15 protein-coding genes are annotated in these 18,386 nt (G+C 69.6%); 9 read left to right on the top strand and 6 right to left on the bottom strand.

The features are described 5' to 3' along the window. Nucleotides 1–83 precede the first annotated feature (83 nt). Entirely contained in the window at nucleotides 84–713 is a 630-nt protein-coding gene (locus DLJ53_RS27260) for a LysE family translocator (RefSeq protein ID WP_111351258.1), read from the bottom strand. A 357-nt stretch (nucleotides 714–1,070) separates the two neighbouring features. On the opposite strand from DLJ53_RS27260, the gene DLJ53_RS27255 reads away from it, so the two are divergent. Beyond that, nucleotides 1,071–1,388, top strand: coding sequence for an SH3 domain-containing protein (locus DLJ53_RS27255; RefSeq protein ID WP_111351256.1), 318 nt, complete (start codon nucleotides 1,071–1,073; stop codon nucleotides 1,386–1,388). Nucleotides 1,389–1,418: 30 nt separating this feature from the next. Here the strand turns inward: DLJ53_RS27255 and DLJ53_RS27250 are convergent, their stop codons facing one another. Then, complete coding sequence (locus tag DLJ53_RS27250) at nucleotides 1,419–3,398, bottom strand: TRAP transporter permease (RefSeq protein WP_111351255.1); 1,980 nt, start codon at nucleotides 3,396–3,398, stop codon at nucleotides 1,419–1,421. Between the two features lie 187 nt (nucleotides 3,399–3,585). Beyond that, entirely contained in the window at nucleotides 3,586–4,575 is a 990-nt protein-coding gene (locus DLJ53_RS27245) for a TAXI family TRAP transporter solute-binding subunit (protein WP_111351253.1), read from the bottom strand. A gap of 161 nt (nucleotides 4,576–4,736) precedes the next feature. On the opposite strand from DLJ53_RS27245, the gene DLJ53_RS27240 reads away from it, so the two are divergent. Next, nucleotides 4,737–5,534 (top strand): IclR family transcriptional regulator, encoded by a 798-nt coding sequence (locus tag DLJ53_RS27240; RefSeq protein ID WP_111351251.1) that lies wholly within the window; start codon nucleotides 4,737–4,739, stop codon nucleotides 5,532–5,534. Here DLJ53_RS27240 and DLJ53_RS27235 read toward each other — a convergent pair. Both DLJ53_RS27235 and DLJ53_RS27230 read right to left on the bottom strand, forming a co-directional pair. Continuing rightward, nucleotides 5,524–6,414 carry a beta-keto acid cleavage family enzyme gene (locus tag DLJ53_RS27235; RefSeq protein ID WP_111351250.1) on the bottom strand — a complete coding sequence of 297 codons (891 nt, stop codon included), beginning with the start codon at nucleotides 6,412–6,414 and terminating at the stop codon, nucleotides 5,524–5,526. The genes DLJ53_RS27240 and DLJ53_RS27235 overlap by 11 nt on opposite strands. Continuing rightward, a complete protein-coding gene (locus DLJ53_RS27230; protein ID WP_111351248.1) occupies nucleotides 6,407–7,747 on the bottom strand; it encodes an aspartate aminotransferase family protein in 1,341 nt (446 codons plus the stop codon). The genes DLJ53_RS27235 and DLJ53_RS27230 overlap by 8 nt, the downstream gene beginning before the upstream one ends. Before the next feature lie 203 nt (nucleotides 7,748–7,950). Between DLJ53_RS27230 and DLJ53_RS27225 the strand changes: the two genes are divergently transcribed. The 6 genes from DLJ53_RS27225 to DLJ53_RS27200 are packed head-to-tail and all read left to right on the top strand — an operon-like array spanning nucleotide 7,951 to nucleotide 13,324. Beyond that, nucleotides 7,951–8,829, top strand: a complete 879-nt coding sequence (locus DLJ53_RS27225) for an SMP-30/gluconolactonase/LRE family protein (RefSeq protein ID WP_202913374.1) — start codon at nucleotides 7,951–7,953, stop codon at nucleotides 8,827–8,829. A gap of 17 nt (nucleotides 8,830–8,846) precedes the next feature. After that, nucleotides 8,847–9,746 carry a dihydrodipicolinate synthase family protein gene (locus tag DLJ53_RS27220; protein WP_111351247.1) on the top strand — a complete coding sequence of 300 codons (900 nt, stop codon included), beginning with the start codon at nucleotides 8,847–8,849 and terminating at the stop codon, nucleotides 9,744–9,746. Next, nucleotides 9,743–10,036 (top strand): (2Fe-2S)-binding protein, encoded by a 294-nt coding sequence (locus DLJ53_RS27215; RefSeq protein WP_111351245.1) that lies wholly within the window; start codon nucleotides 9,743–9,745, stop codon nucleotides 10,034–10,036. Before DLJ53_RS27220 ends, DLJ53_RS27215 begins: the two co-directional genes overlap by 4 nt. A gap of 8 nt (nucleotides 10,037–10,044) precedes the next feature. Next, nucleotides 10,045–11,451 carry an FAD-dependent oxidoreductase gene (locus DLJ53_RS27210; RefSeq protein WP_202913373.1) on the top strand — a complete coding sequence of 469 codons (1,407 nt, stop codon included), beginning with the start codon at nucleotides 10,045–10,047 and terminating at the stop codon, nucleotides 11,449–11,451. Continuing rightward, complete coding sequence (locus DLJ53_RS27205) at nucleotides 11,448–12,545, top strand: NAD(P)/FAD-dependent oxidoreductase (protein ID WP_111351242.1); 1,098 nt, start codon at nucleotides 11,448–11,450, stop codon at nucleotides 12,543–12,545. Before DLJ53_RS27210 ends, DLJ53_RS27205 begins: the two co-directional genes overlap by 4 nt. Beyond that, a complete protein-coding gene (locus DLJ53_RS27200; RefSeq protein ID WP_111351240.1) occupies nucleotides 12,542–13,324 on the top strand; it encodes an SDR family NAD(P)-dependent oxidoreductase in 783 nt (260 codons plus the stop codon). Before DLJ53_RS27205 ends, DLJ53_RS27200 begins: the two co-directional genes overlap by 4 nt. Nucleotides 13,325–13,386: 62 nt before the next feature. On the opposite strand, the gene DLJ53_RS27195 is transcribed toward DLJ53_RS27200, so the two are convergent. Then, complete coding sequence (locus DLJ53_RS27195; protein ID WP_146620107.1) at nucleotides 13,387–15,159, bottom strand: calcium-binding protein; 1,773 nt, start codon at nucleotides 15,157–15,159, stop codon at nucleotides 13,387–13,389. A 795-nt stretch (nucleotides 15,160–15,954) separates the two neighbouring features. Between DLJ53_RS27195 and DLJ53_RS27190 the strand changes: the two genes are divergently transcribed. Next, complete coding sequence (locus tag DLJ53_RS27190) at nucleotides 15,955–18,348, top strand: calcium-binding protein (protein WP_111351237.1); 2,394 nt, start codon at nucleotides 15,955–15,957, stop codon at nucleotides 18,346–18,348. The last annotated feature ends 38 nt before the right edge of the window (nucleotides 18,349–18,386 follow it).

Genomic DNA, 18,386 nt, shown 5'->3' with positions numbered 1-18,386 from the left:
CGAACCGGCCCCGGCGGGACGAGCGGGCGGCCGGGGCGATGGTACATCGCCCCTGTCGCGTGTCGAATCCCCCGACGCGCCCGTCAGTGCGCGGACGACGTCGCGAGCTTGAGGCCGAAGGCGACGAACACCACCCCGGTCAGCCGGTCCAGCGTCCTGACGGCCTTCGGCCCCCGCAGGACCCGGCCCAGGGGCACCGTTGCGGCGATCAGCGCCGCGAACCACGCCAGCGACAGGACGACGTGCAGGCAGGTAAGACCGAACGAATAGCCGGCGACGCCCGCGCCGGCGGGGACGAACTGGGGCAGGAAGGTGATGTAGAAGACGCCGATCTTCGGGTTCAGCAGGTTCGTCAGGAAACCGCGCCAGAACGCGTCCCACCCGCCGCTCGTGGCCGTCGACCCGGGTTCCCCCTTCGCCAGCGAGCGCGGGTTGCGCAGAAGCTTCACGCCGAGCCACAGGAGGTAGGCCGCACCCGCGAATTTGACGATCATGTACGCCAGCTCGGACGCTCGCAGCACCGCACCGAGCCCGAGCGAGACGCCAGCGCCCCAGAACAGGCAGCCGAGTCCGATTCCGATCGACGCCAGAACGGCCGCCCGCCGGCCGTGGAAGGTCGCCGCCCGCAGCACCATCGCGGTGTCGACACCGGGCGTGATCGTCAGAACCGAAGCGGCAGCGAGGAAGGCGAGGAGGAGCGGGAGATCAACCATGGGCTGCTGCTACCACGCGGCATGCCCCGATCCAATATGCATCGAAGCCTGCGGCAGGCGCCTCCCCGGCCTCACGGCACCCACCTCCACCGCGCTGCCACCCCTTCGGTGAGCACCTGGGATGGGCCGGCCGAGCGTTGCGGAACGGGGTACGGACAGCAAATGTGTGGACGTGCAGAGGACCCTGCGCGAACCGTCGCAGCACTCGCCGCGGAACGGAACGAACACCCCGGAATCGTTGCTGAAATTACCCTAGTCAGCATCAATCCGTCAGCTTGGGTGACACTGGCGCGCGCAGTACCGGCACTTCTGTGCCGGAAAGCTTGGTATTGTGCATAACTTCTGTTATTAGAAAGTATGGAAATTGTTCTGCGAACAATCCTGCTTGCGGTCGCGCTCCTGACCGCTGGGACTGCAGTCGCTGATCAGCTCGAGCTACCAGCGATTGCATCCGACGCTTGGCTGCGCTCCGGACCCTCCACATCCCACAAGCGGATCACCGGGCTTCCCCGCGGCACTGCGGTCGTCGTGATGGACGACGTCGACAGCGCGTTCGAGAACCGCGGCCACCGCTGGGTCCACATCCACGTCCTGGAAGGACGCTCAGCCGGCAAGAACGGCTGGGTGTGGGGCGAGTACATCGGCTGCTGCAAACGCCGCAACTGGCTCGAGTAACCACCCGCACTCCCCCCTGAGAGACCCCGGTCAGGCGCCGGCGACCGACGGCACCGCGCGGCCGCGCGCTCGGACCGCGACGATGGCGGTCAGCACGGCGGCGGCGGCAAGCCACGGCAGGCCTTCCACCACCGTTCCCAGCGTCGCCCCGATCCCGCAGGCGCTCGCCGCCGTGAGGCCCGCCCGCTCCGCGACGCCGAGCGGGCGCCACCAATACCCGGTCAGCGCGAGCTGCAGCGCCGCGATCGACAGCGCCATCGCCAGCGTGCCGTAGACGACGACGTACGGCGAAGGGTCGAGGAGATTGCCGTAGGCGAAGACGAACGGGAGGATGTAGAGCGCCTTCGCCACCTTCACGCACAGCCACCCGGTCTTCATCGGGTCCGCGCCGGCGATCCGCGCGCCGACCATCGCGGTCATGCAGATCGGCGGCGTCATCGTCGAATCCTGCGCGAACCAGAAGATGATGAGGTGCGCGGCGAGGAGCGACACGCCGAGGTCCTGCAGGAACGGCGCGCCGAGTGCGGCGATGATCACGTATGAGGCCGTCACCGGCAGCCCCATCCCGACCACGTAGCTGATGAGGCCGATGAGGGCGATCGCGATGAAGGACGAACCGCCCGAGAAGGATAGCAGGATCGAGGTGATCTTCGTCAGCAGCCCCGTCTGCACCACGACGCCGTAGATGATCGCCGCGCTCGCGAGCAGCGCCGAGATGCTGAGCGCCACGCGCGTGCCCGCTTCGAGCGTCGCGACGATCTTCGCCGGGCCGATGCGCGTCGAGCGGCGCACCATGGCCATCGCGAAGGTGCCGAGCACGCACGCCCCGGCGGCGAAGAACGGCGTGTAGTCGAGCAGCATCAGGACGACGAGGATCGAGATCGACGCGAGGATGTGCCACCCGTCGAAGACGACGTCGACGAGCCGTGGCAGCTCCTCCCGCGGCAGGCCCTTGAGGTTCCGCTTGGCCGCCGTCGCGTCTGTGTAGACGTATACCGAGAGGTAGTAGAGCAGCGCCGGCCCGATCGAATAGAGGAGGATCGTCAGCAGCGGCAGTCCGGTGAGGTTCGACATGATGAAGGCGCCGGCCCCCATCAGCGGCGGCGTCAGCGCGCCGCCGACCGAGGCCACCACCTCGATCGCCGCGGCCTCCGTCGGCTTGTAGCCGGTCCGCTTCATCAGCGGGATCGTCATCGTCCCGGTCGTCGCCACGTTGGAGATCGAGGAGCCGGACAGCATCCCCATCAGCGCCGAGGAGATCACCGCCACCTTCGCCGGCCCGCCGCGCCGGTGCCCTGCGATCGACAGCGCGAGGTTGGTGAAGATCACGTCCCCGCCCGTCGCCCGCAGCAGCACGCCGAAGAGCAGGAAGGCGAACAGGAACGTCGCCATGATGCCGGTGATGAAATTGAAGAGGCCGGTCGTGTCCATGTACAGCGCCTCGATCAGCTCATCGAGCGGCACGCCGCGATGCTGGAAGAGGCCCGGCCAGTACGGCCCCGTCACCGCGTAGACGATGAAGACGAGGTTGAGACCGACGATGATGCCGCCGACGGTGCGCCGCGTCGCCTCGAAGGTGACGACCAGCGCGATCACGCCGAGGACGATGTCGTACGGCGGGATGTCGTCGAAGCCGACATAGCGGTCGAGCCAGCGCCCCTGGGACAGGAACGCCCAGCCGAAGACGACCACCGCGGCCGCCGCCAGCGCCCAGTCGAGCCAGCTCGGCCTGTCCCGGCGGCTGCGCGCCAACGCGGGATAGAGGACGAAGCTGAGCGGCACGGCGAACGCCAGGTAGAGCGAGCGCGTCGCGATTTCGCCGATCGTCGCGGTGAACGCGAAGTAGAGCGTGATCAGCGTCAGCGTCACGGCGGCGAGGGTCACCGCATGCTTCAGCGGGCCGGTGAACCGTCGCTGTTCGGGCGGGAAGAGTTGCGCCTCGAACTCGTCCTGCGGGACCGTCGCGACGTCGACTTTCTGATCCGCGAGGTCGCTTAGAGCCTCGGCCATGTCCGCTCCTGGGAGATCTTTGACAAGATGGCGCGGCCACCCGGCGGGCGGCCGGCACGCGGGGCGGCGTGCGCCCTGGAGCGCGGCCCGCCCGTTCCGGACCGGATCGGGCGGAGGACGTCGCGCTCGCCCCTGCAATCAGGGGAATGGGTCCGCCGCTCGGATGGGTCGCTCCGAGCGGGTGATGCTAGTCGACCCAGCCCATCTCCTTAAAATACTTCAAGGCGCCGGGGTGGAGCGGAATCGGATTGCCCTTCGCCATATCCTCGGGCTGCCAGCCGGAGAAGCCGCTGTAGGCGGAGACCAGACGCTTTTTGTTTTCGGCCATCCGCTTGACCATCTCGTAGACGATCTCGTCGTCGACGTCCGCATTGGTGATGATCAGCGTCGAAAGGTCGAGCGAGGGGACCGCCTCGGTCTGGCCCTCGTAGGTACCGGCCGGGATGTCGAACTTCACGTAGCCCCAGTCCTCGACCATCCGGTCGCGGATGTCCTCCGGAATGGCGAACATGCGGGCGTCGCGCGCGGCCAGCGCCTGCTGGAAGTCGCTCGCGCCGATGCCGACGGTGTTGGTGTAGACGTCGATCTGCCGGTTCAGGAAGGCGTCCAGCAGTCCCTCCTGCTGCCCCTCCATGACGAAGCCGCCGTTGGATTCGACCTTCGCGAAGTCCGAGCCGTACTCCATCAGCAGCTTCTCGATGCCGAAGATGTTCGAGGACCCCTTGGCGCCGACGCCGATCCGCATCTTCGCGCCGTCCTTCACGTCGGCGAAGATGTCGTCGCTCACGTCGCCGGCCATCGTGATCTGCACCGTGTTGGGCACGACGTTGGCGACCACGCGGAGGTTGTCGAGGCCCTTCTTGTCCAGGATCTCGTTGCCGCCCTTGTAGATCGCGAGGAGGAACGGGCCGTAGGAGAGGCCGAACTCGGCCTTTCCGGAGCCGACCGCGAGCGCGTTGCCGATGGCGCCCTTGCCCGGGATCGTGCTCACCGGCTGCCCCTCGTATGCTTCGTTGACGAGCTGGGAGATGGCCGTCGCCGTCGGAAACCAGGTGCCGCTCGGCCCGCCCGACACGAACGTCGCGACGTCGTGCGTCTTGTCCTGCGCCAGGACGGGTGACGCCCCGGCGAACGCGGCCGCAGCGAGCGCGGTGCCAAGGATCTTCGACAGTCTCATGAAGTTGCTCCGGGGTTCAGAGTTACCGTCGGCGCACGCGACCACCAGTTCGCCGGCTCATGTTTGATATGCTAACATCGGTTTTATAGAAAAAACAATAGGTATCGACACCTCGAAAGTGTGCGGTTGTCGAAAACGCGTTTCGTATGTAAAACGCCGGGATGGACAGCGACGACGCCCTGCCGGACAACCATTCGGCCTATCTCGTGCCCGGCCTGCTGCGCGGGCTGCGGGTGCTCGAAATTCTTGCGGAGAACGGCGCGCCGATGACGCTGTCGGAGATCGCCCGCGAGCTCGAGGTGAGCCGCTCCTCGGCGTTCCGCCTCGTCTACACGCTGCGGCAGATGAACTGCCTCAAGGACGGCGAGCAGAAGAACACGTTCACCCTCGGCGCACGCGTCCTGAACCTCGGCTTCGCCTACCTCAACCAGCAGAGCATCACGACGATCGCGCGCCCGCACCTCTCGGCCCTGCGCGACGAGGTCGGCATCAGCACCCACCTCAGCGTGCTGGAAGGCCACGACGTCCTCTATCTCAGCAGCCATCAGGCGCGCACGGGCTACGTCAGCAACCTCACCACGGGGACGCGGCGGCGCGCGCATGCCTCGACGATCGGCTGGGTCCTCCTCGGCGACCTGTCAGCCGAGGAGATGGAGGCCTTCTGCAAGGGGGTCGACTGGACGCCGGAGACCGAGCACACCCCGCGCAACTGCGCCGAGCTCGCCGCCCGCGTCGGCCAGGCCCGGGCCGACGGATATGTCTTCTCGCACGGCCTCGGGCGCACGGGCGGCTCGAGCCTCGCGGTGCCCGTGCGCAACAACCTCGGCAGGATCGTCGCCTGCGTGAACATCTCCGGCCCCGACGGCGCCTTCGACTTCGACCGCGTCGACAGCTTCTACCGGCCCGCGGTGCAGCGCACCGCGCTCCGGATCTCCGAGGAGCTGGGCTTCAGCGCCTGACCGCCGGCGCCAGGCCCAGCATCTCGCGGGCCTCCTCCGGGGTCGCCATCGTCCCGCCGAGGCTCTCCACGATCGAGACCGCCTTCTCCACGAGCTGTCCGTTGCCGCGGCATAGCTCGCCGTCGACGGTCCGCACCGTGTCCTCCATGCCGATGCGCACGTGCCCGCCGAGGAGGAAGGCCTGCGCCAGCATCGGGAAGGCCATCCGCCCGATGCCGAACGCCGCCCAGACGGTTCCCGGCGGCAACTCGCCGACGAGGTAGGCCATGGTCGCCGGCGTCGCCACCGCGCCGAAGCGGACGCCGAGGACGAGCTGCACCAGCAGCGGCCCGGTGAGCCGCCCCTCCTTGAGGAAGTGCTTGGCCATCTGCAGGTCGCCGGAATCGAAGATCTCGATCTCCGGGCGGACGCCCGCGGCGGCGATCCGCTCGGCCATGATGCCGAGGTTGCGCGGACTGTTGATGACGCTCGCCTGTCCCGACCACATCGTGTTGAAGTCGAGCGTGCAGATCTCCGGCCTCAGGTCCTCCACATGGGCGACGCGACGCTCGGGCGCGCACAGGGTCGAGCCCGCCGCGGCGACGCGCGGGTCGTCGTCGGACGGAACGAACCGCCCGCCCTCCCCGGTGGTCAGGTTGAGGATCACCCGCTCGTTCTTCTCGCGGATGCGCTCCACGAGCTCGCGGTAGAGGTCCAGCCGCATCGAGCCCCTGGCGGTCTCCGGGTCGCGCACGTGGAGGTGGACGATCGCCGCGCCCGCCTCCGCCGCGTCGAGTGCCGCCTGCGCGATCTCTGCCGGGGTGATCGGCAGCTGCGGATGCTGTTCCGGTCGCGTCAGGTTACCGGTGACGGCGGCGGTCAGGATGGTGCGTTCAGCCATGGGCTCCTCCAATTGCGACGTCCACCGCCTCCCCCAGCGTGAAGGCGATTCGGTCGATCTCTTCTTCTGTCGACGTATAACTCGGCGCGATCAGGACGTGGTCCCCGTTGACGCCGTCGGCGGAGCCTTGCCCCGGATAGAACATCACCCCGCGCGCCATCGCCTCGGCGGCAGTCCGCGGGGCGACCGCGAGGCCGGGGTCGAACGTCACCGCGCCGTCCCGGTCCGCGACGAGCTCGATGGACCAGAAGAGCCCCCGCCCGCGGATGTCGCCGACGTGGGGGTGATTGTCGAACCGCTCGACGAGGCGCGTGCGCAGCCGCTCCCCCATCCGGCCGACGTTGGAAAGGAGCTCGTCCTTCTCGATCGTGTCGAGGACGGCGAGGGCCGCCGCGGTCGCGAGCGCGTGGCCCATGTAGGTGTGGCCGTTCCACAACCGCCCGCTGCCCTTCGCGATCGCGCCGACGACATCCTCCGAGGCGATCACGCCGGCGATCGGCATGTAGCCGGCGCCGAGCCCCTTGGCGATCGTGACGATGTCCGCGTGGACGCCCTCCTGCTCCAGCGCGAAGAGCGTGCCGGTGCGGCCCATCCCGCACATCACCTCGTCGGCGATGAAGAGCACGCCGTGGCGGTCGCAGATCTCGCGGATACGCCGGAAGTAGCCCTCGGCGGCGGCGACGGTGCCGAGGGTCGCGCCCACCACCGGCTCGGCGATGAAGGCGGCCACCGTGCCGGCCCCCATCGCGACGATCGCCGTGTCGAGCTGGTCGGCCATCCGCAGCGCGAACTCCGCCTCGCTCTCCCCCGGCTCGCGCAAGCGGTAGGCATAGCAGGGGTCGATCTGCCCGACGTCCATCAGCATCGGCGCGTAGGGCGCGCGTCGGCCGGCGTGCCCGCCCACCGCGAGCGCGCCGAGCGTGTTGCCGTGATAGCTGCCTCGGCGGGAGATGAAGCGGGCGCGGTCCGGCTCGCCGCGCTCCACGTGGTACTGGCGCGCGAGCTTCAGCGCCGCCTCCATCGCCTCCGACCCGCTGCCGACGAACATTGCCTTGCCGGCCCCGGTGCCCTCCGGCGCGCGGCTGACGAGCCGGGTGGCGAGCGCCTCGGCCGGATCGCTCGTGAAGGCGCCGGTGTGCGCGAAGGCGAGGTGGTCGACCTGGTCGCGGATCGCCTGCCGCACCGCGTCCGCGGAATGGCCAAGGCAGGAGACCGCTGCGCCGCCGCAGGCGTCGAGCAGCCGCCGGCCGTCGGCCATGATGAGCATGTTGCCGTCACCGGCGACGGCCGTCGACCGCTCACCCGACAGCACGCGATGGAGAATGTCCGACATGGGAGTTTCGTGACTTTTTGTCTTGTGGGGAAAACGATGTTTTGTATATTGGACAAACAGACCGCGCTTGGCAACCGAGCCGGCGACGAGGAGACGGGATTGTTCGTGGTGACCGACGCGCCGCACGAGATGGAGACCCCGGCCGGGACCGGCCGCGGGACACCGATGGCTGCGCGGTCGCCCGCGTCGGCGGATGCGCTGGCATGATGCGCTCCGCCCCGCTCCTCACCGCGCGCCTCTTCACGAGGATGCCGGAGGACCTGCATCACCGCGGCCCGCCCTCCGACTGGGCGCGGATGACGCGGCCGGGACAGGCGATCCACTCGTTCCTCGAAGGAGCCTTCTTCGACGGTGACGGCGCGCTCTGGCTCTGCGACGTCGCCTACGGGCGGATCTTCCGGATCGGCCCCGGTGGCGGCTGGACCCTCGGCCAGCAGTATGCCGGCGAGCCGCATTCCATGCGCTTCGCTCCGGATGGACGGCCCGTCATCGCCGACTACCGGCGCGGCCTCATCACCCTGGGGCCGGACGGCCCCGTGCCCCTCGCCGCGACGGCCGGGGACGGACCCTTCCTCGGCCTCTCGGACATGACGTACGGGCCCGACGGGACGCTCTGGTTCACCGACTCCGGCCGCAGCAGCCTCAGCGACCCGGTCGGCCGCGTCTATGCGCGTTCCGCGGACGGGACGCTGCGGCAGGTGCTGGGCGGGATCGCCTACCCGAACGGGATCGCCGTGTCGCCGGACGGCCGCTTCGTCTACGTCGCGGCAACGCGCTCAAACGCGGTCCTGCGGTTCGCTGCCGCCCTCCCCGCGTCGGACGCTCCGATGCTCGGCACGTTCCTCCACCTCTCCGGCGGCCTCGGGCCCGACGGGCTCGCGACCAACGCGCTCGGCTGGCTCGCGGTGGCGCAGGCCCAGGCCGGCCGCGCCTACGTCGTCGACGCCCTCGGCGATCCCGTCGCCGAGGTCCGCCTCCCCTCGGGGCTCTGGACGACCTCCGTCGCCTTCGACCCCACCGCCCCGAAGCGCCTCTACGTGGTCGACGCCGAGTTCGGCGCGGTCTTCGTGGCGGACCTCTGATGAATGAAAGCTAAGACATGAATTGCGCGGACCTTCACGGCTTCGTCCCGGCGATCGTCACTCCCTTCACCGCGTCGGGCGACATCATGGAGGACGCCTTCCTGGAGATCTTCGAGCATCTCCTCTCGCGCGGCGCGAGCGCTGTGTGCATTGCCGGCGACAACGGTGAAAGCTGGAGCCTGTCCGCCGCCGAGCGCGGCCGCCTGGTGCGCATCGCCGCCGACCGCGCGGCCGGACGCGCGAAGATCATCCTCGGGGTCTCGGCCCCGACGCTCGATGCGTCGCTGAACTACGTGCGGGCGGCGCGCGAGAACGGGGCGGACGCGCTCCTGTCGATGCCGCAGACCTACGTCCTGAAGGCGACGGACGAGGAGATCCTGCGCCGATTCGAGGCCATCGGCGCCGAGGGCGGCCTGCCGATCGTCCTCTACAACTCGCCGCGCCGCGCCGGCTTCTCGATGAGCATCGACGTCATCGAGCGGCTGAGCGAGGGCTGCAACGTCATCGGCATCAAGGAATCGCACCGCGACTTCTTCCACCACAGCCACCTCCTCGACCGCCTCGCGGACCGGATCTCGGTGATGACGGGTCCGTGCCACTTCATCCTGCCGAGCGTGCCGCTGGGCGCGCGCGGCTTCATCGCGACGGGGCCAGAGTTCACCACGGAGGCGCCGAGCACCTACGCCGCCCTCGCCGCGTCCCCGAACGAGACCTACCGCCGGACGCACCGGCAACTGACGGGCGTCTACGAGGCGCTCATGGGGATCGCGACGTGGCCGGCCTCCTTCAAGGCCGCGCTCAACCTGATCGGCCTTCCGGCCGGACTGCCGCGCGACCCGGTGATGGCGGCGACCGGCGCCGACGTCGACCGGCTGCGCGCGACGTTCGACCGCCTCGGGATCGCGAGAGCCCGGTGAGGCTGATCGCCGACCAGTCCGGGCAGATCCGCCGGAGCGCCGAAGTGGAGTTCACCTTCGACGGCGCCGCCGTGGCGGGTCACGACGGGGAGACGGTCGCCGCCGCCCTTTCGCGCGCCGGCCGGCTCGCGCTGCGCGAGGGCCCCGGCGACGGCGGACCGCGCGGCGTCTTCTGCGCCATCGGCGTCTGCCAGGAGTGCGTCGTCCTGCTGGACGGCGCGCGGATGGAGAGCTGCCGCCTCTCCGTCCGGCCCGGCATGGTGCTCGAGCGGGTCCCGTCAGGGCGATGAGCGGGGCGGTGGACATCGCGGTCCTCGGCGCGGGTCCGGCCGGCGCTCATGCGGCGCTGGCGGCCGCGAATGCCGGTGCGGCGGTCACGCTCATCGACGATCAGCCCGCGCCCGGCGGGCAGGTCTGGCGCGCGAAGTCGGCCGCGATCCTCTCCGCTCCCGCGACACCGGAAAGCCTCGCGGGCGACGCGCTGCGTGGAGCCGTCGCCGCCTCCCCCGTGGAACGGATGCCGTCGACGCGGGTCTGGTCCATCGAACGGCACGACGGGCTCTGGACGCTCCACCTGCTGGCGGACGGTGCCGTCGCCACCCTGCGCGCCCGCAAGCTGATCCTCGCGGCCGGCGCGCGCGAGTTCGTGCAGCCCTTCCCGGGCTGGACGACGCCCGGCGTCGTCGGTCTCGCCGGTGCGACGGCGACGATGAAGCGCGATCAGGTCGCGCCGGGACGGCGTGTCGTCGTCTGCGGGACCGGGCCGCTCGTCTTCTTCGTGGCGAGCGAGGTCCGCCGGCTCGGCGGCGAGGTCGCGGCCGTCGTCACGGCCAACAGCCGGTCGGACTGGCTGGCCGCCCTCCCCGCCATGGCCCGGCAGCCGCGACTCGCCGTCCGGGGGGCGCGCTGGCTCGCCGATCTCGCCCTCGCCGGGGTCCCCGTCCTCTGGCGCCACACGGTGACCGCAGCCACCGGCCGTGACCGGGTCGACGGTGTCGTCGTCCGCCGCGTCGACGCCGACCACCGGGCCGTCGGCACCGCCCGGCATTTCAGCGCCGACACGTGCGTTATCGGCCATGGCCTCCTCCCGAATGTCGAGCCCGGCCGGCTCGCCGGGATCGGCGTGCAGCGCGACGCGGTCGCGGGGTCGTGGTGCCTCGAGGCCGGAGCGGACGGCTCCACCATGGTCGACGGCCTCTTCGTCTGCGGCGACGGCGCAGCGGTTCGCGGCGCGCTCGCCGCGCCGCTCTCCGGCGAGATCGCCGGCCGGGCCGCGGCGGCGGCATCGGGCCATGGCGACGGCCCTTCTGACGCACTCATCCGGCGCCACCGCCGGGCGGCCCGCTTCGGGGCCGCGATGGCGTCCCTGTCGCGCCCACGGCCGGGCCTCGCCGCGCTGGCAACGGCCGAGACGATCGTCTGCCGCTGCGAAGGCGTGACGCGCGGTGCCATCGAGGACGAGATCGCCTCGGGCGCCGGGACCTGCGGCGCCGTGAAGTCCGGCACCCGCGCAGGGATGGGGCCGTGCGGCGGCAGGGTTTGCAGCACGGCGATCATGTCCATCATCGCCGCAGTGCGCGACGTGCCCGTGGAGACGGTCCGCCCTCCCTCGGTGCGGCCGCCGCTGACGCCGGTGCCGGTCTCCGCGCTCGCCTCCGGCTTCCGGTACGAGGACCTGCCGATCCGGCAGCCCGCGCCGCTATGACGGGCGACGCGGACATCGTCGTCGTCGGCGGGGGCATCCTCGGCTGCGCCGCCGCGCTGCGTCTCGCCGAGGGCGGGATGAAACCGCTTCTCATCGAGGCGGGCGACGTCGGTCAGGGTGCCTCGGGCGTCAACGCCGGCACGCTGTCGCTGCAGATCAAGCGGGTCGGCCTCATGGACTACGCCCTGCGCGGCCATCGCGAATGGGAGTCCTACGGCCCCGCGGTCGGCTTCCGCCGGACGGGCGGCTACACGCTGGCCTTCACCGACAGCGAGGCCGACCTGCTCCACGCCCGTCAGAGATTGAAAAGGGAGGCGGGCGCGCCCATCGAGTTCGTCGCCCCCGCAACACTTGCCGCGGCGGAGCCGGGGCTGTCGGACCGGGTCGTCGCCGCGAGCTTTTGCCCGCTCGACGGCGACGCGAATTCCTCGCTCACCGGCCGCTTTTTCCGCGGCCGCCTGCGCGAGGCCGGCATCCCCGTTCACGAGAGCGCTCCGGTCCGGGCCCTGCGGCGGACAGGTGACGGCTTTGCGGTCGAGACGTCCGGCGCCACCTTTGCGGCGCCCCGCCTGCTCCTCGCCGCCGGTGCGTGGCTGAAGCCGCTCGCCGCCATGCTGGACGTCGATCTACCGGTGCACGCACGGGTCAACACGGTCACCGTGACGGAGCGCTCCGCCCCGCTGATCGGCAGTGTGATCGGCCACGCGACGGGCCTCCTCACCATGAAGCAGAAGGCCAACGGCTCGATTCTCGTCGGCGGCGGCTGGCAGGGGCGGGGCACGCCGCAGGAGGGACGCGGCGAGGCGCTGGCGGAGAGCGTCGCCGGCAACCTCGCCCTCGCCTCCTTCGTGCTTCCCGCCCTCGGCGCGGTGCGCATCGTGCGGAGCTGGACCGGGTTCGAGGCCCATGTTCCCGACTTCTACCCCCTCGCCGGGGCGCTGCCGTGCGTCCCGAACGCGTTCGTCCTCGGCTGCGTCAGGGGGGGCTATACGATCGGCCCCTACATCGGGCGGCTGATGGGCGACTTCATCCTGGGCCGGGAACCCGAGCTGCCACTGTTCGATCCCGGCCGCCCCTTTCCGGAGCCGTCATGACCACCCCATCCTCTCTCGCCCGCCTCGACGGCAAGGTCGCCCTCGTCACAGGGGGCGGCACCGGCATCGGCGCCGCCGTCGCGCGCCTCTTCGCGCAGGTCGGCGCGACGGTGGTCGTCGCCGGCCGCCGCAGCGCGCCCATCGAGGCGATCGCGGCGGAGATCGGCGGCGTCGCCCATTCGGCCGACGTCTCGGACGCGGCCGACGTTGCGGCGCTCTTCGGCAAGATCGAGGCGCGGTTCGGCCGGCTCGACGTCCTCGTCAACAACGCCGGCGGGCCGGGGCCGATCGCCCCGGTCGCCGAGGTCGACATGGGCGAGTGGGTGCGTTGCGCGCAGATCAACCTCTTCGGCGCGATGCACTGCCTGCAGCACGCCGCGCGGATGATGACGGCCCAACGTTCCGGGTCGATCATCAACATGTCCTCGCTGATGGGGATCGAGGGTTACCCGATGCGCTCGGCCTACGTGGCGACGAAGTTCGCCCTCGTCGGCATCACCGAGACGCTCGCCCGCGAGCTGGGGCCCTCCGGCGTGCGCGTCAACGCGCTGCTGCCCGGCGCGGTCCGGGGCGAGAACATGGCCGCGATCCTCGCCCGCCGCGCTGCCGCGGAGGGGCGCCCGGCGGAGGAGATCGAGCGCGCCGCCTACACCGACGTGGCCGCGCTGAAGCGATGGGTCGAGCCGGAGGAGGTCGCCCGCGCGGCGCTCTACTACGCCTCCGACCTCTCCTCCGCGATCACCGGCGACAAGATGAAGGTCGACTGCGGCCGCTTCTGAAGCCCGCCGGTCCGCATCCGCCGTGACATCCCGGCGCCCGGATCGTCCCGGGCGGTGCCACATCAGAAGACGAAGTGCTTGCCGGAGAGATCGTCGACGTCGAAGCCGACGAGCACCACCTCGAGGCCGCCGTCGCCGAGGACGACGGTGTTGCCGCGCCGGTCGAACACGTCGAGCTCACGGAACGTCAGGTCGAAGTCGGACACGTCGAGGCGCTCGTTGAGCTCGAAGTCCATGACGCGGTCGCGCCCGCCGTCGACGTGGAGGACGAACCGGTCCTTGCCGCCGCCGCCGATGAGTATGTCGTCGAACTCGCCGCCATCGATGATGTCGGCCGCCTCGCCGCCGTTCAGCCGGTCGCGCCCGATGCCGCCGAAGAGTTCATCGCGCCCCTCGCCGCCGAGAAGCGTATCCTGCCCGTTGCCGCCGACGAGGGTGTCGGCCTGGTTCCCGCCGATCAGGTTGTCGAACCCGCTGCCGCCGTCCAGCCAGTCGAAGCCCTTGTCGCCGACGAGGCGGTCGTCGCCGCCCGAGCCCTCGATGGTGTCGTCGCCCAGCAGGCCCCGGATCGTGTCGTTGCCCCGCAGCGCATCGACCTCGTCGCCGGCGGTCGTGCCGAGCTGGTCGTCGTCCCCGTCGGTGACCGGGATCTGCGGGACGATCGTGAAGGCGCTGTCCTCGACAGCATTGAACCCGGCGACGGAGAAGATCTCGTCGAAGAGCGAGAGGTCGGCGATGTCGAACGGCAGGCTGCCGGAGAACAGGGACGGCGTGGACAACGTCGCAAACCCCAGCCGCACCGCCGCGCTCAGCCCCTCGATGGTGAAGTCGACGTCGAAGGCGAAGCCGGTTTCGGAGCGGAGCGTGCCGCCGACCGAAAAGGTCGGTGTGAAGGTCGTCGCGTCGTCGAGCGACAGGGTGAGCGAGGCGAGATCGTCGAGCGCGACCTTGAAGGACCGGACGAGCTCGCCGTCGACGCTGACCGCCTTGTCGGTCTCGAACCCGACGTAGAGCTCGGGCAGAAACTCGAACTCCTGGTAGAGGTTGATGTCCGGCCCGAAGTCGACGTCGTAGCCGGTCAGTGTGAGCTCGGCGACGTTGGTCCCGAGGCTGACGTCGCCGACGGGCAGGACCGGAATCAGCGCGTCGAGGTCGGCGTCGACATCGAAGAAGTCGTCCTCGCCGCGGCTGTCGAACGCATCGCCGTCCGGGCCCGTGCTGGTGTCGACGACGGGGATGTTCACGCCGAGGTCGGCCACTTCCGTCGACACGCCGTTGCGGCCGAAGGAGGCGGTCAGGTTGTCGTAGGTGACGGTCACGCCGGCGCCGGTGGGCGCGACGGCATTGAGCGCGACGTTCACCTCGCCGAGGTCGAACGTATAGAGCTGGTCGTAGAGGAAATCGGTGACCGCGAGGGCGGCGTTGCCGGACGCATCGGACAGGCCGGAGAAGGCGTCGAGGAAGTCCTTGAACAGGGTCACCTCGAGGCCGTCGATGGTGATGAGGTTGCTCGGGACCGCCGGCTCGTCGACGATGTTGAAGGTCGAGTTGATGAGCCGGATATCGCCAAAAATGCTATTGTTCCCGACCTTCAGGGCAAGGTCTAGATCGACACCCAGCATCAGGTCGACCGCGGCCTTGATGGTCGGCGAGGTCGTCTCGAACAGCCCCCCGACGAGGTCGCTGACGCCCGACAGGGCGAAGTCGCCGCCGATGTCAGGCGCGCTGGAGGGCACGTCGATCGACGCACTGTAGCGCAGGTTCGAGGTATAGGTGCCGGGATCGACCTCGTAACTGTAGGCGAAGCCGGGAGTGACGCCGGCGCTCAACCTCATCGACGCGTAGTTTCCGAGGAAATCCGAATAGTCGACCGGACTGTAGGCGGCAGAATACGTATGGACGATCGTATCGCCGCCCCGGATCTCCGTTGGCCCTCCCGCCCCCCAGATACTTTGGGCATCTGTCGTGGCGAACGCGAGGGCGTAGTTCAAAGCCAAGGAGGGATCCTCCGCGTGGCGGATGCGCCATGAAATAGCTTATGCAAAAATGCTCGAACACAGTTCCACTCACCGCATTATGCATCAAGTCACGGTTTTGTTATCCTCTCGACAATTCTGGACCTGAATCTGTCAATCTGGCGCCCGACGGCTGCCACGTGGCATTTCCTCTTCCGGCTGCTCGCCCATCCTTCGGTGGGACACATATTCTCACAGCAGAATTCGCCGGATCTCGCCCCTACAACACGAGATGGCGCTCCCGGAATCTCGCTGATGGGGCGTGGAAACTGGCGATTTCTGTGCACATCAGGGCCGCGAGCGCGACGCGATGCGGGACGATTGAGCGTCGCCCGGCGATTTCTCCCTAGACTCGACCAGCCCAGGCTCGGACTATGCCGGGCGAGAAAAACTGGGATGCCTGAAATATCGCCCTCATAAGGGCAAGCGTCGGATACCCTTTGTGCACAAACGGTATTCTAATGGTGAAGTCCGCCCCGCACACGGCGAAGGATCGGGTGGATCAAGCGGCTGGCCGCGGAGCGGATTGCATCCTTGCGATCGGGATCGACGGGGCGGCCGCCAATAGTCGGCGTGCCGGGATGCCTCCGCGGGACGGTGCGACGGGAGATGGCGATGTCAGAGTTTACGTTCGACGGCCCCTTCGGCCATATCGAGGTCTATGGCTACCCGGCCGGGGGCGGCGGAGGGTTTTCCGGCCTTTCCCTCAACTTCCTCGACGACACGACAGCCGCAGACCTCACCCTCGAACCGGTCCTGCGCATCGAGCCGTCCGAGTTCGAGCATATCCTCGCGACCGACGGCGTCACCGGCCTCACGGCGTACCATTTCGCCTTTCAGGCGACCGTTCCCGGCGGGACCATCCTGATCAGGAGCTACACGAGTAGCGAGTGGCAGGTCGATCACATCGCAACGTTCGCCGACGGCACGTCGCTCGATCTCTACGATGTCCAGGACTTCACCATCGGCACCCTCTGGAGCGACCGCGTCGTCTCGGGTGCGGGACCACTGGGGGTCGACTGGGCACTCGGGTTCGACGGGAGTGACACTCTCGTCGGCGGCGACAACGACGCCATCCTGGCCGGCGGATGGGAGGGCGAGGACCGATACGAGTTCGCCGCACCGCCGGACGGATCGACACGCCATTATGCCGTCGTCGACGAGTGGCAGGGCGACTTCCGCGTCAGCAGTGCGCGGATCGCCGTCTCCGGCGTGTCACCCGACGAGATGAGGCTGCAATACGGCCAGCTCGATGCGTTTGCCGGCGTCGAATATGGAGACGATCCCGACCGGAAGGACCTTGGCCTCATCTTCGGGTCGGGCCTCGAGGTCACGGTCGTCGACCTGGACCGGCTCGACTACCACCCCGAGCAGACGCTGCTCGTCGAATTCGACGACGGAACCGTCATCGATCTCCTGTCGATGCCCGTCATCCTCACCGGCGAGGGCGTCGACACGCTCGCCGGAACCCATCTCGACGACAGGATCGTCAGCCGGCCGGCCGACGAGATCCTCGACGGCATCACCGGGCACGACACCTACGTCTTCGACGGGGCGTTCGGCCACGACACCCTCGCCGGATCCGGGGCCGGACGCGACCCCGGCGACGCTGCCCAGGGCATGTCGACCGTCGAGTTCGGCGCGGGGATCCGTGCCGAGGATCTCGCCTTCCATGTCTCGGGTCGCGATATCGTCATCGAGGTCGCAGGGGGCTCGTCGCTCACCCTCGCCGGCGCATACGACACCGATCTCGGCGCGATCGCGGCGGACCTCATCGAGATCAGGCTTGCCGACGGGACCGTCGTCGACCTCACCGAGCAGACGATGTCGCGCATCGAGGTCGGCGCGGACACACCCACCATCCGCGCCCTCCCCGGCGCCGACCTGATCCTCAGCGACGATGCCGCCAACTGGATCGACGGTGCGGCAGGCGACGACACGATCCAGGGCGGACCGGGCGACGACAACCTCATGGGCGGCGACGGTGCCGACAGCCTGTCCGGCGGCCTCGACGACGACCGGCTGGCGGGCGGACTTGGCAACGACGAGCTCGACGGTGGCCGCGGCGACGATCGCCTCGTCGGCGAGGGCGGCAAGGACACCATCCACGGCGGCTCCGGGAACGACCACGCGCAGGGCGGTGCGGGCGCCGACCTGATCTTCGGCGACGGCGGCGACGACACGCTCACCGGCGACGAGGGCCGTGACACCATCGACGGCGGGCGCGGCAACGACCGGATCGGCGGCGGCGACGCGCCGGACCTCCTGATGGGCGACGTCGGCAACGACACGCTGACCGGGGGCTTCGACTTCGACACGCTGATCGGCGGCCGGGGCGATGACCTGTTGCGCAGCTCGGCGCCCCGGGGCGCCTCGGACCTTTCCGGCGACGACATGAGCGGCGGCAACGGGAACGACTCGCTGATCGGCGACGCTGGCGACGACAGCCTTTCCGGCGGTCGCCAGGACGACGCGCTCCATGGCGGACGGGGCGACGACACGCTGCGGGGCAACCAGGACGCCGACCGCCTCTCCGGCGAGGACGGCATGGACTCGCTCGACGGTGGCAAGGGCACCGACACACTCGACGGCGGCGGGGGAGACGACACGCTGGTCGGCAACGACGGCGACGACGTCCTCCTCGGCGGCGAGGGTAGCGACCACCTCGTCGGCGGCGCGGGCCGGGACCGCCTCACCGGCGGCCGGGCGGGCGACATCTTCGGCTTCTCGAAGGCGGACGATTCGGCGCCCGGAGCGGCCGACGTCATCACCGATCTTTCGAGCCGCGACCGGATCAACCTGCAGCGGATCGATGCGGATACGACCGAGGCGGGCGACCAGCACTTCGTCTTCGTGGACCACTTCAGCCACTCGGCCGGCGAGCTCACCGCAAGCGTTCAGGACGACCTGACGATCCTGCGCGGCGACACCGACGGCGACGGCTCGGCGGACTTCATGGTCCGCCTTCTCCACTTCACCGATCCGCTCGACCACATCGTCCTGCTGTAGCCCTCCGTCGGCGCGGTGCCGATCCGGGGATCGGCCCT

Source organism: Acuticoccus sediminis, from assembly GCF_003258595.1.
Classification (GTDB): domain Bacteria; phylum Pseudomonadota; class Alphaproteobacteria; order Rhizobiales; family Amorphaceae; genus Acuticoccus; species Acuticoccus sediminis.
The sequence above is the reverse complement of the archived record's forward strand: the minus strand, read 5'-3'. Positions and strand labels throughout refer to the sequence as shown.

What these genes read in the sequence shown, in the direction of transcription:
- DLJ53_RS27200 (WP_111351240.1), top strand. Translation starts at nt 12,542, where the DNA reads ATGACCACCCCATCCTCTCTCGCCCGCCTCGACGGCAAGGTCGCCCTC.
- DLJ53_RS27250 (WP_111351255.1), bottom strand. Translation starts at nt 3,398, where the DNA reads ATGGCCGAGGCTCTAAGCGACCTCGCGGATCAGAAAGTCGACGTCGCG.
- DLJ53_RS27190 (WP_111351237.1), top strand. Translation starts at nt 15,955, where the DNA reads ATGTCAGAGTTTACGTTCGACGGCCCCTTCGGCCATATCGAGGTCTAT.
- DLJ53_RS27225 (WP_202913374.1), top strand. Translation starts at nt 7,951, where the DNA reads ATGATGCGCTCCGCCCCGCTCCTCACCGCGCGCCTCTTCACGAGGATG.
- DLJ53_RS27235 (WP_111351250.1), bottom strand. Translation starts at nt 6,414, where the DNA reads ATGGCTGAACGCACCATCCTGACCGCCGCCGTCACCGGTAACCTGACG.
- DLJ53_RS27255 (WP_111351256.1), top strand. Translation starts at nt 1,071, where the DNA reads ATGGAAATTGTTCTGCGAACAATCCTGCTTGCGGTCGCGCTCCTGACC.
- DLJ53_RS27205 (WP_111351242.1), top strand. Translation starts at nt 11,448, where the DNA reads ATGACGGGCGACGCGGACATCGTCGTCGTCGGCGGGGGCATCCTCGGC.
- DLJ53_RS27230 (WP_111351248.1), bottom strand. Translation starts at nt 7,747, where the DNA reads ATGTCGGACATTCTCCATCGCGTGCTGTCGGGTGAGCGGTCGACGGCC.
- DLJ53_RS27220 (WP_111351247.1), top strand. Translation starts at nt 8,847, where the DNA reads ATGAATTGCGCGGACCTTCACGGCTTCGTCCCGGCGATCGTCACTCCC.
- DLJ53_RS27195 (WP_146620107.1), bottom strand. Translation starts at nt 15,159, where the DNA reads ATGAGGTTGAGCGCCGGCGTCACTCCCGGCTTCGCCTACAGTTACGAG.
- DLJ53_RS27260 (WP_111351258.1), bottom strand. Translation starts at nt 713, where the DNA reads ATGGTTGATCTCCCGCTCCTCCTCGCCTTCCTCGCTGCCGCTTCGGTT.
- DLJ53_RS27245 (WP_111351253.1), bottom strand. Translation starts at nt 4,575, where the DNA reads ATGAGACTGTCGAAGATCCTTGGCACCGCGCTCGCTGCGGCCGCGTTC.
- DLJ53_RS27240 (WP_111351251.1), top strand. Translation starts at nt 4,737, where the DNA reads ATGGACAGCGACGACGCCCTGCCGGACAACCATTCGGCCTATCTCGTG.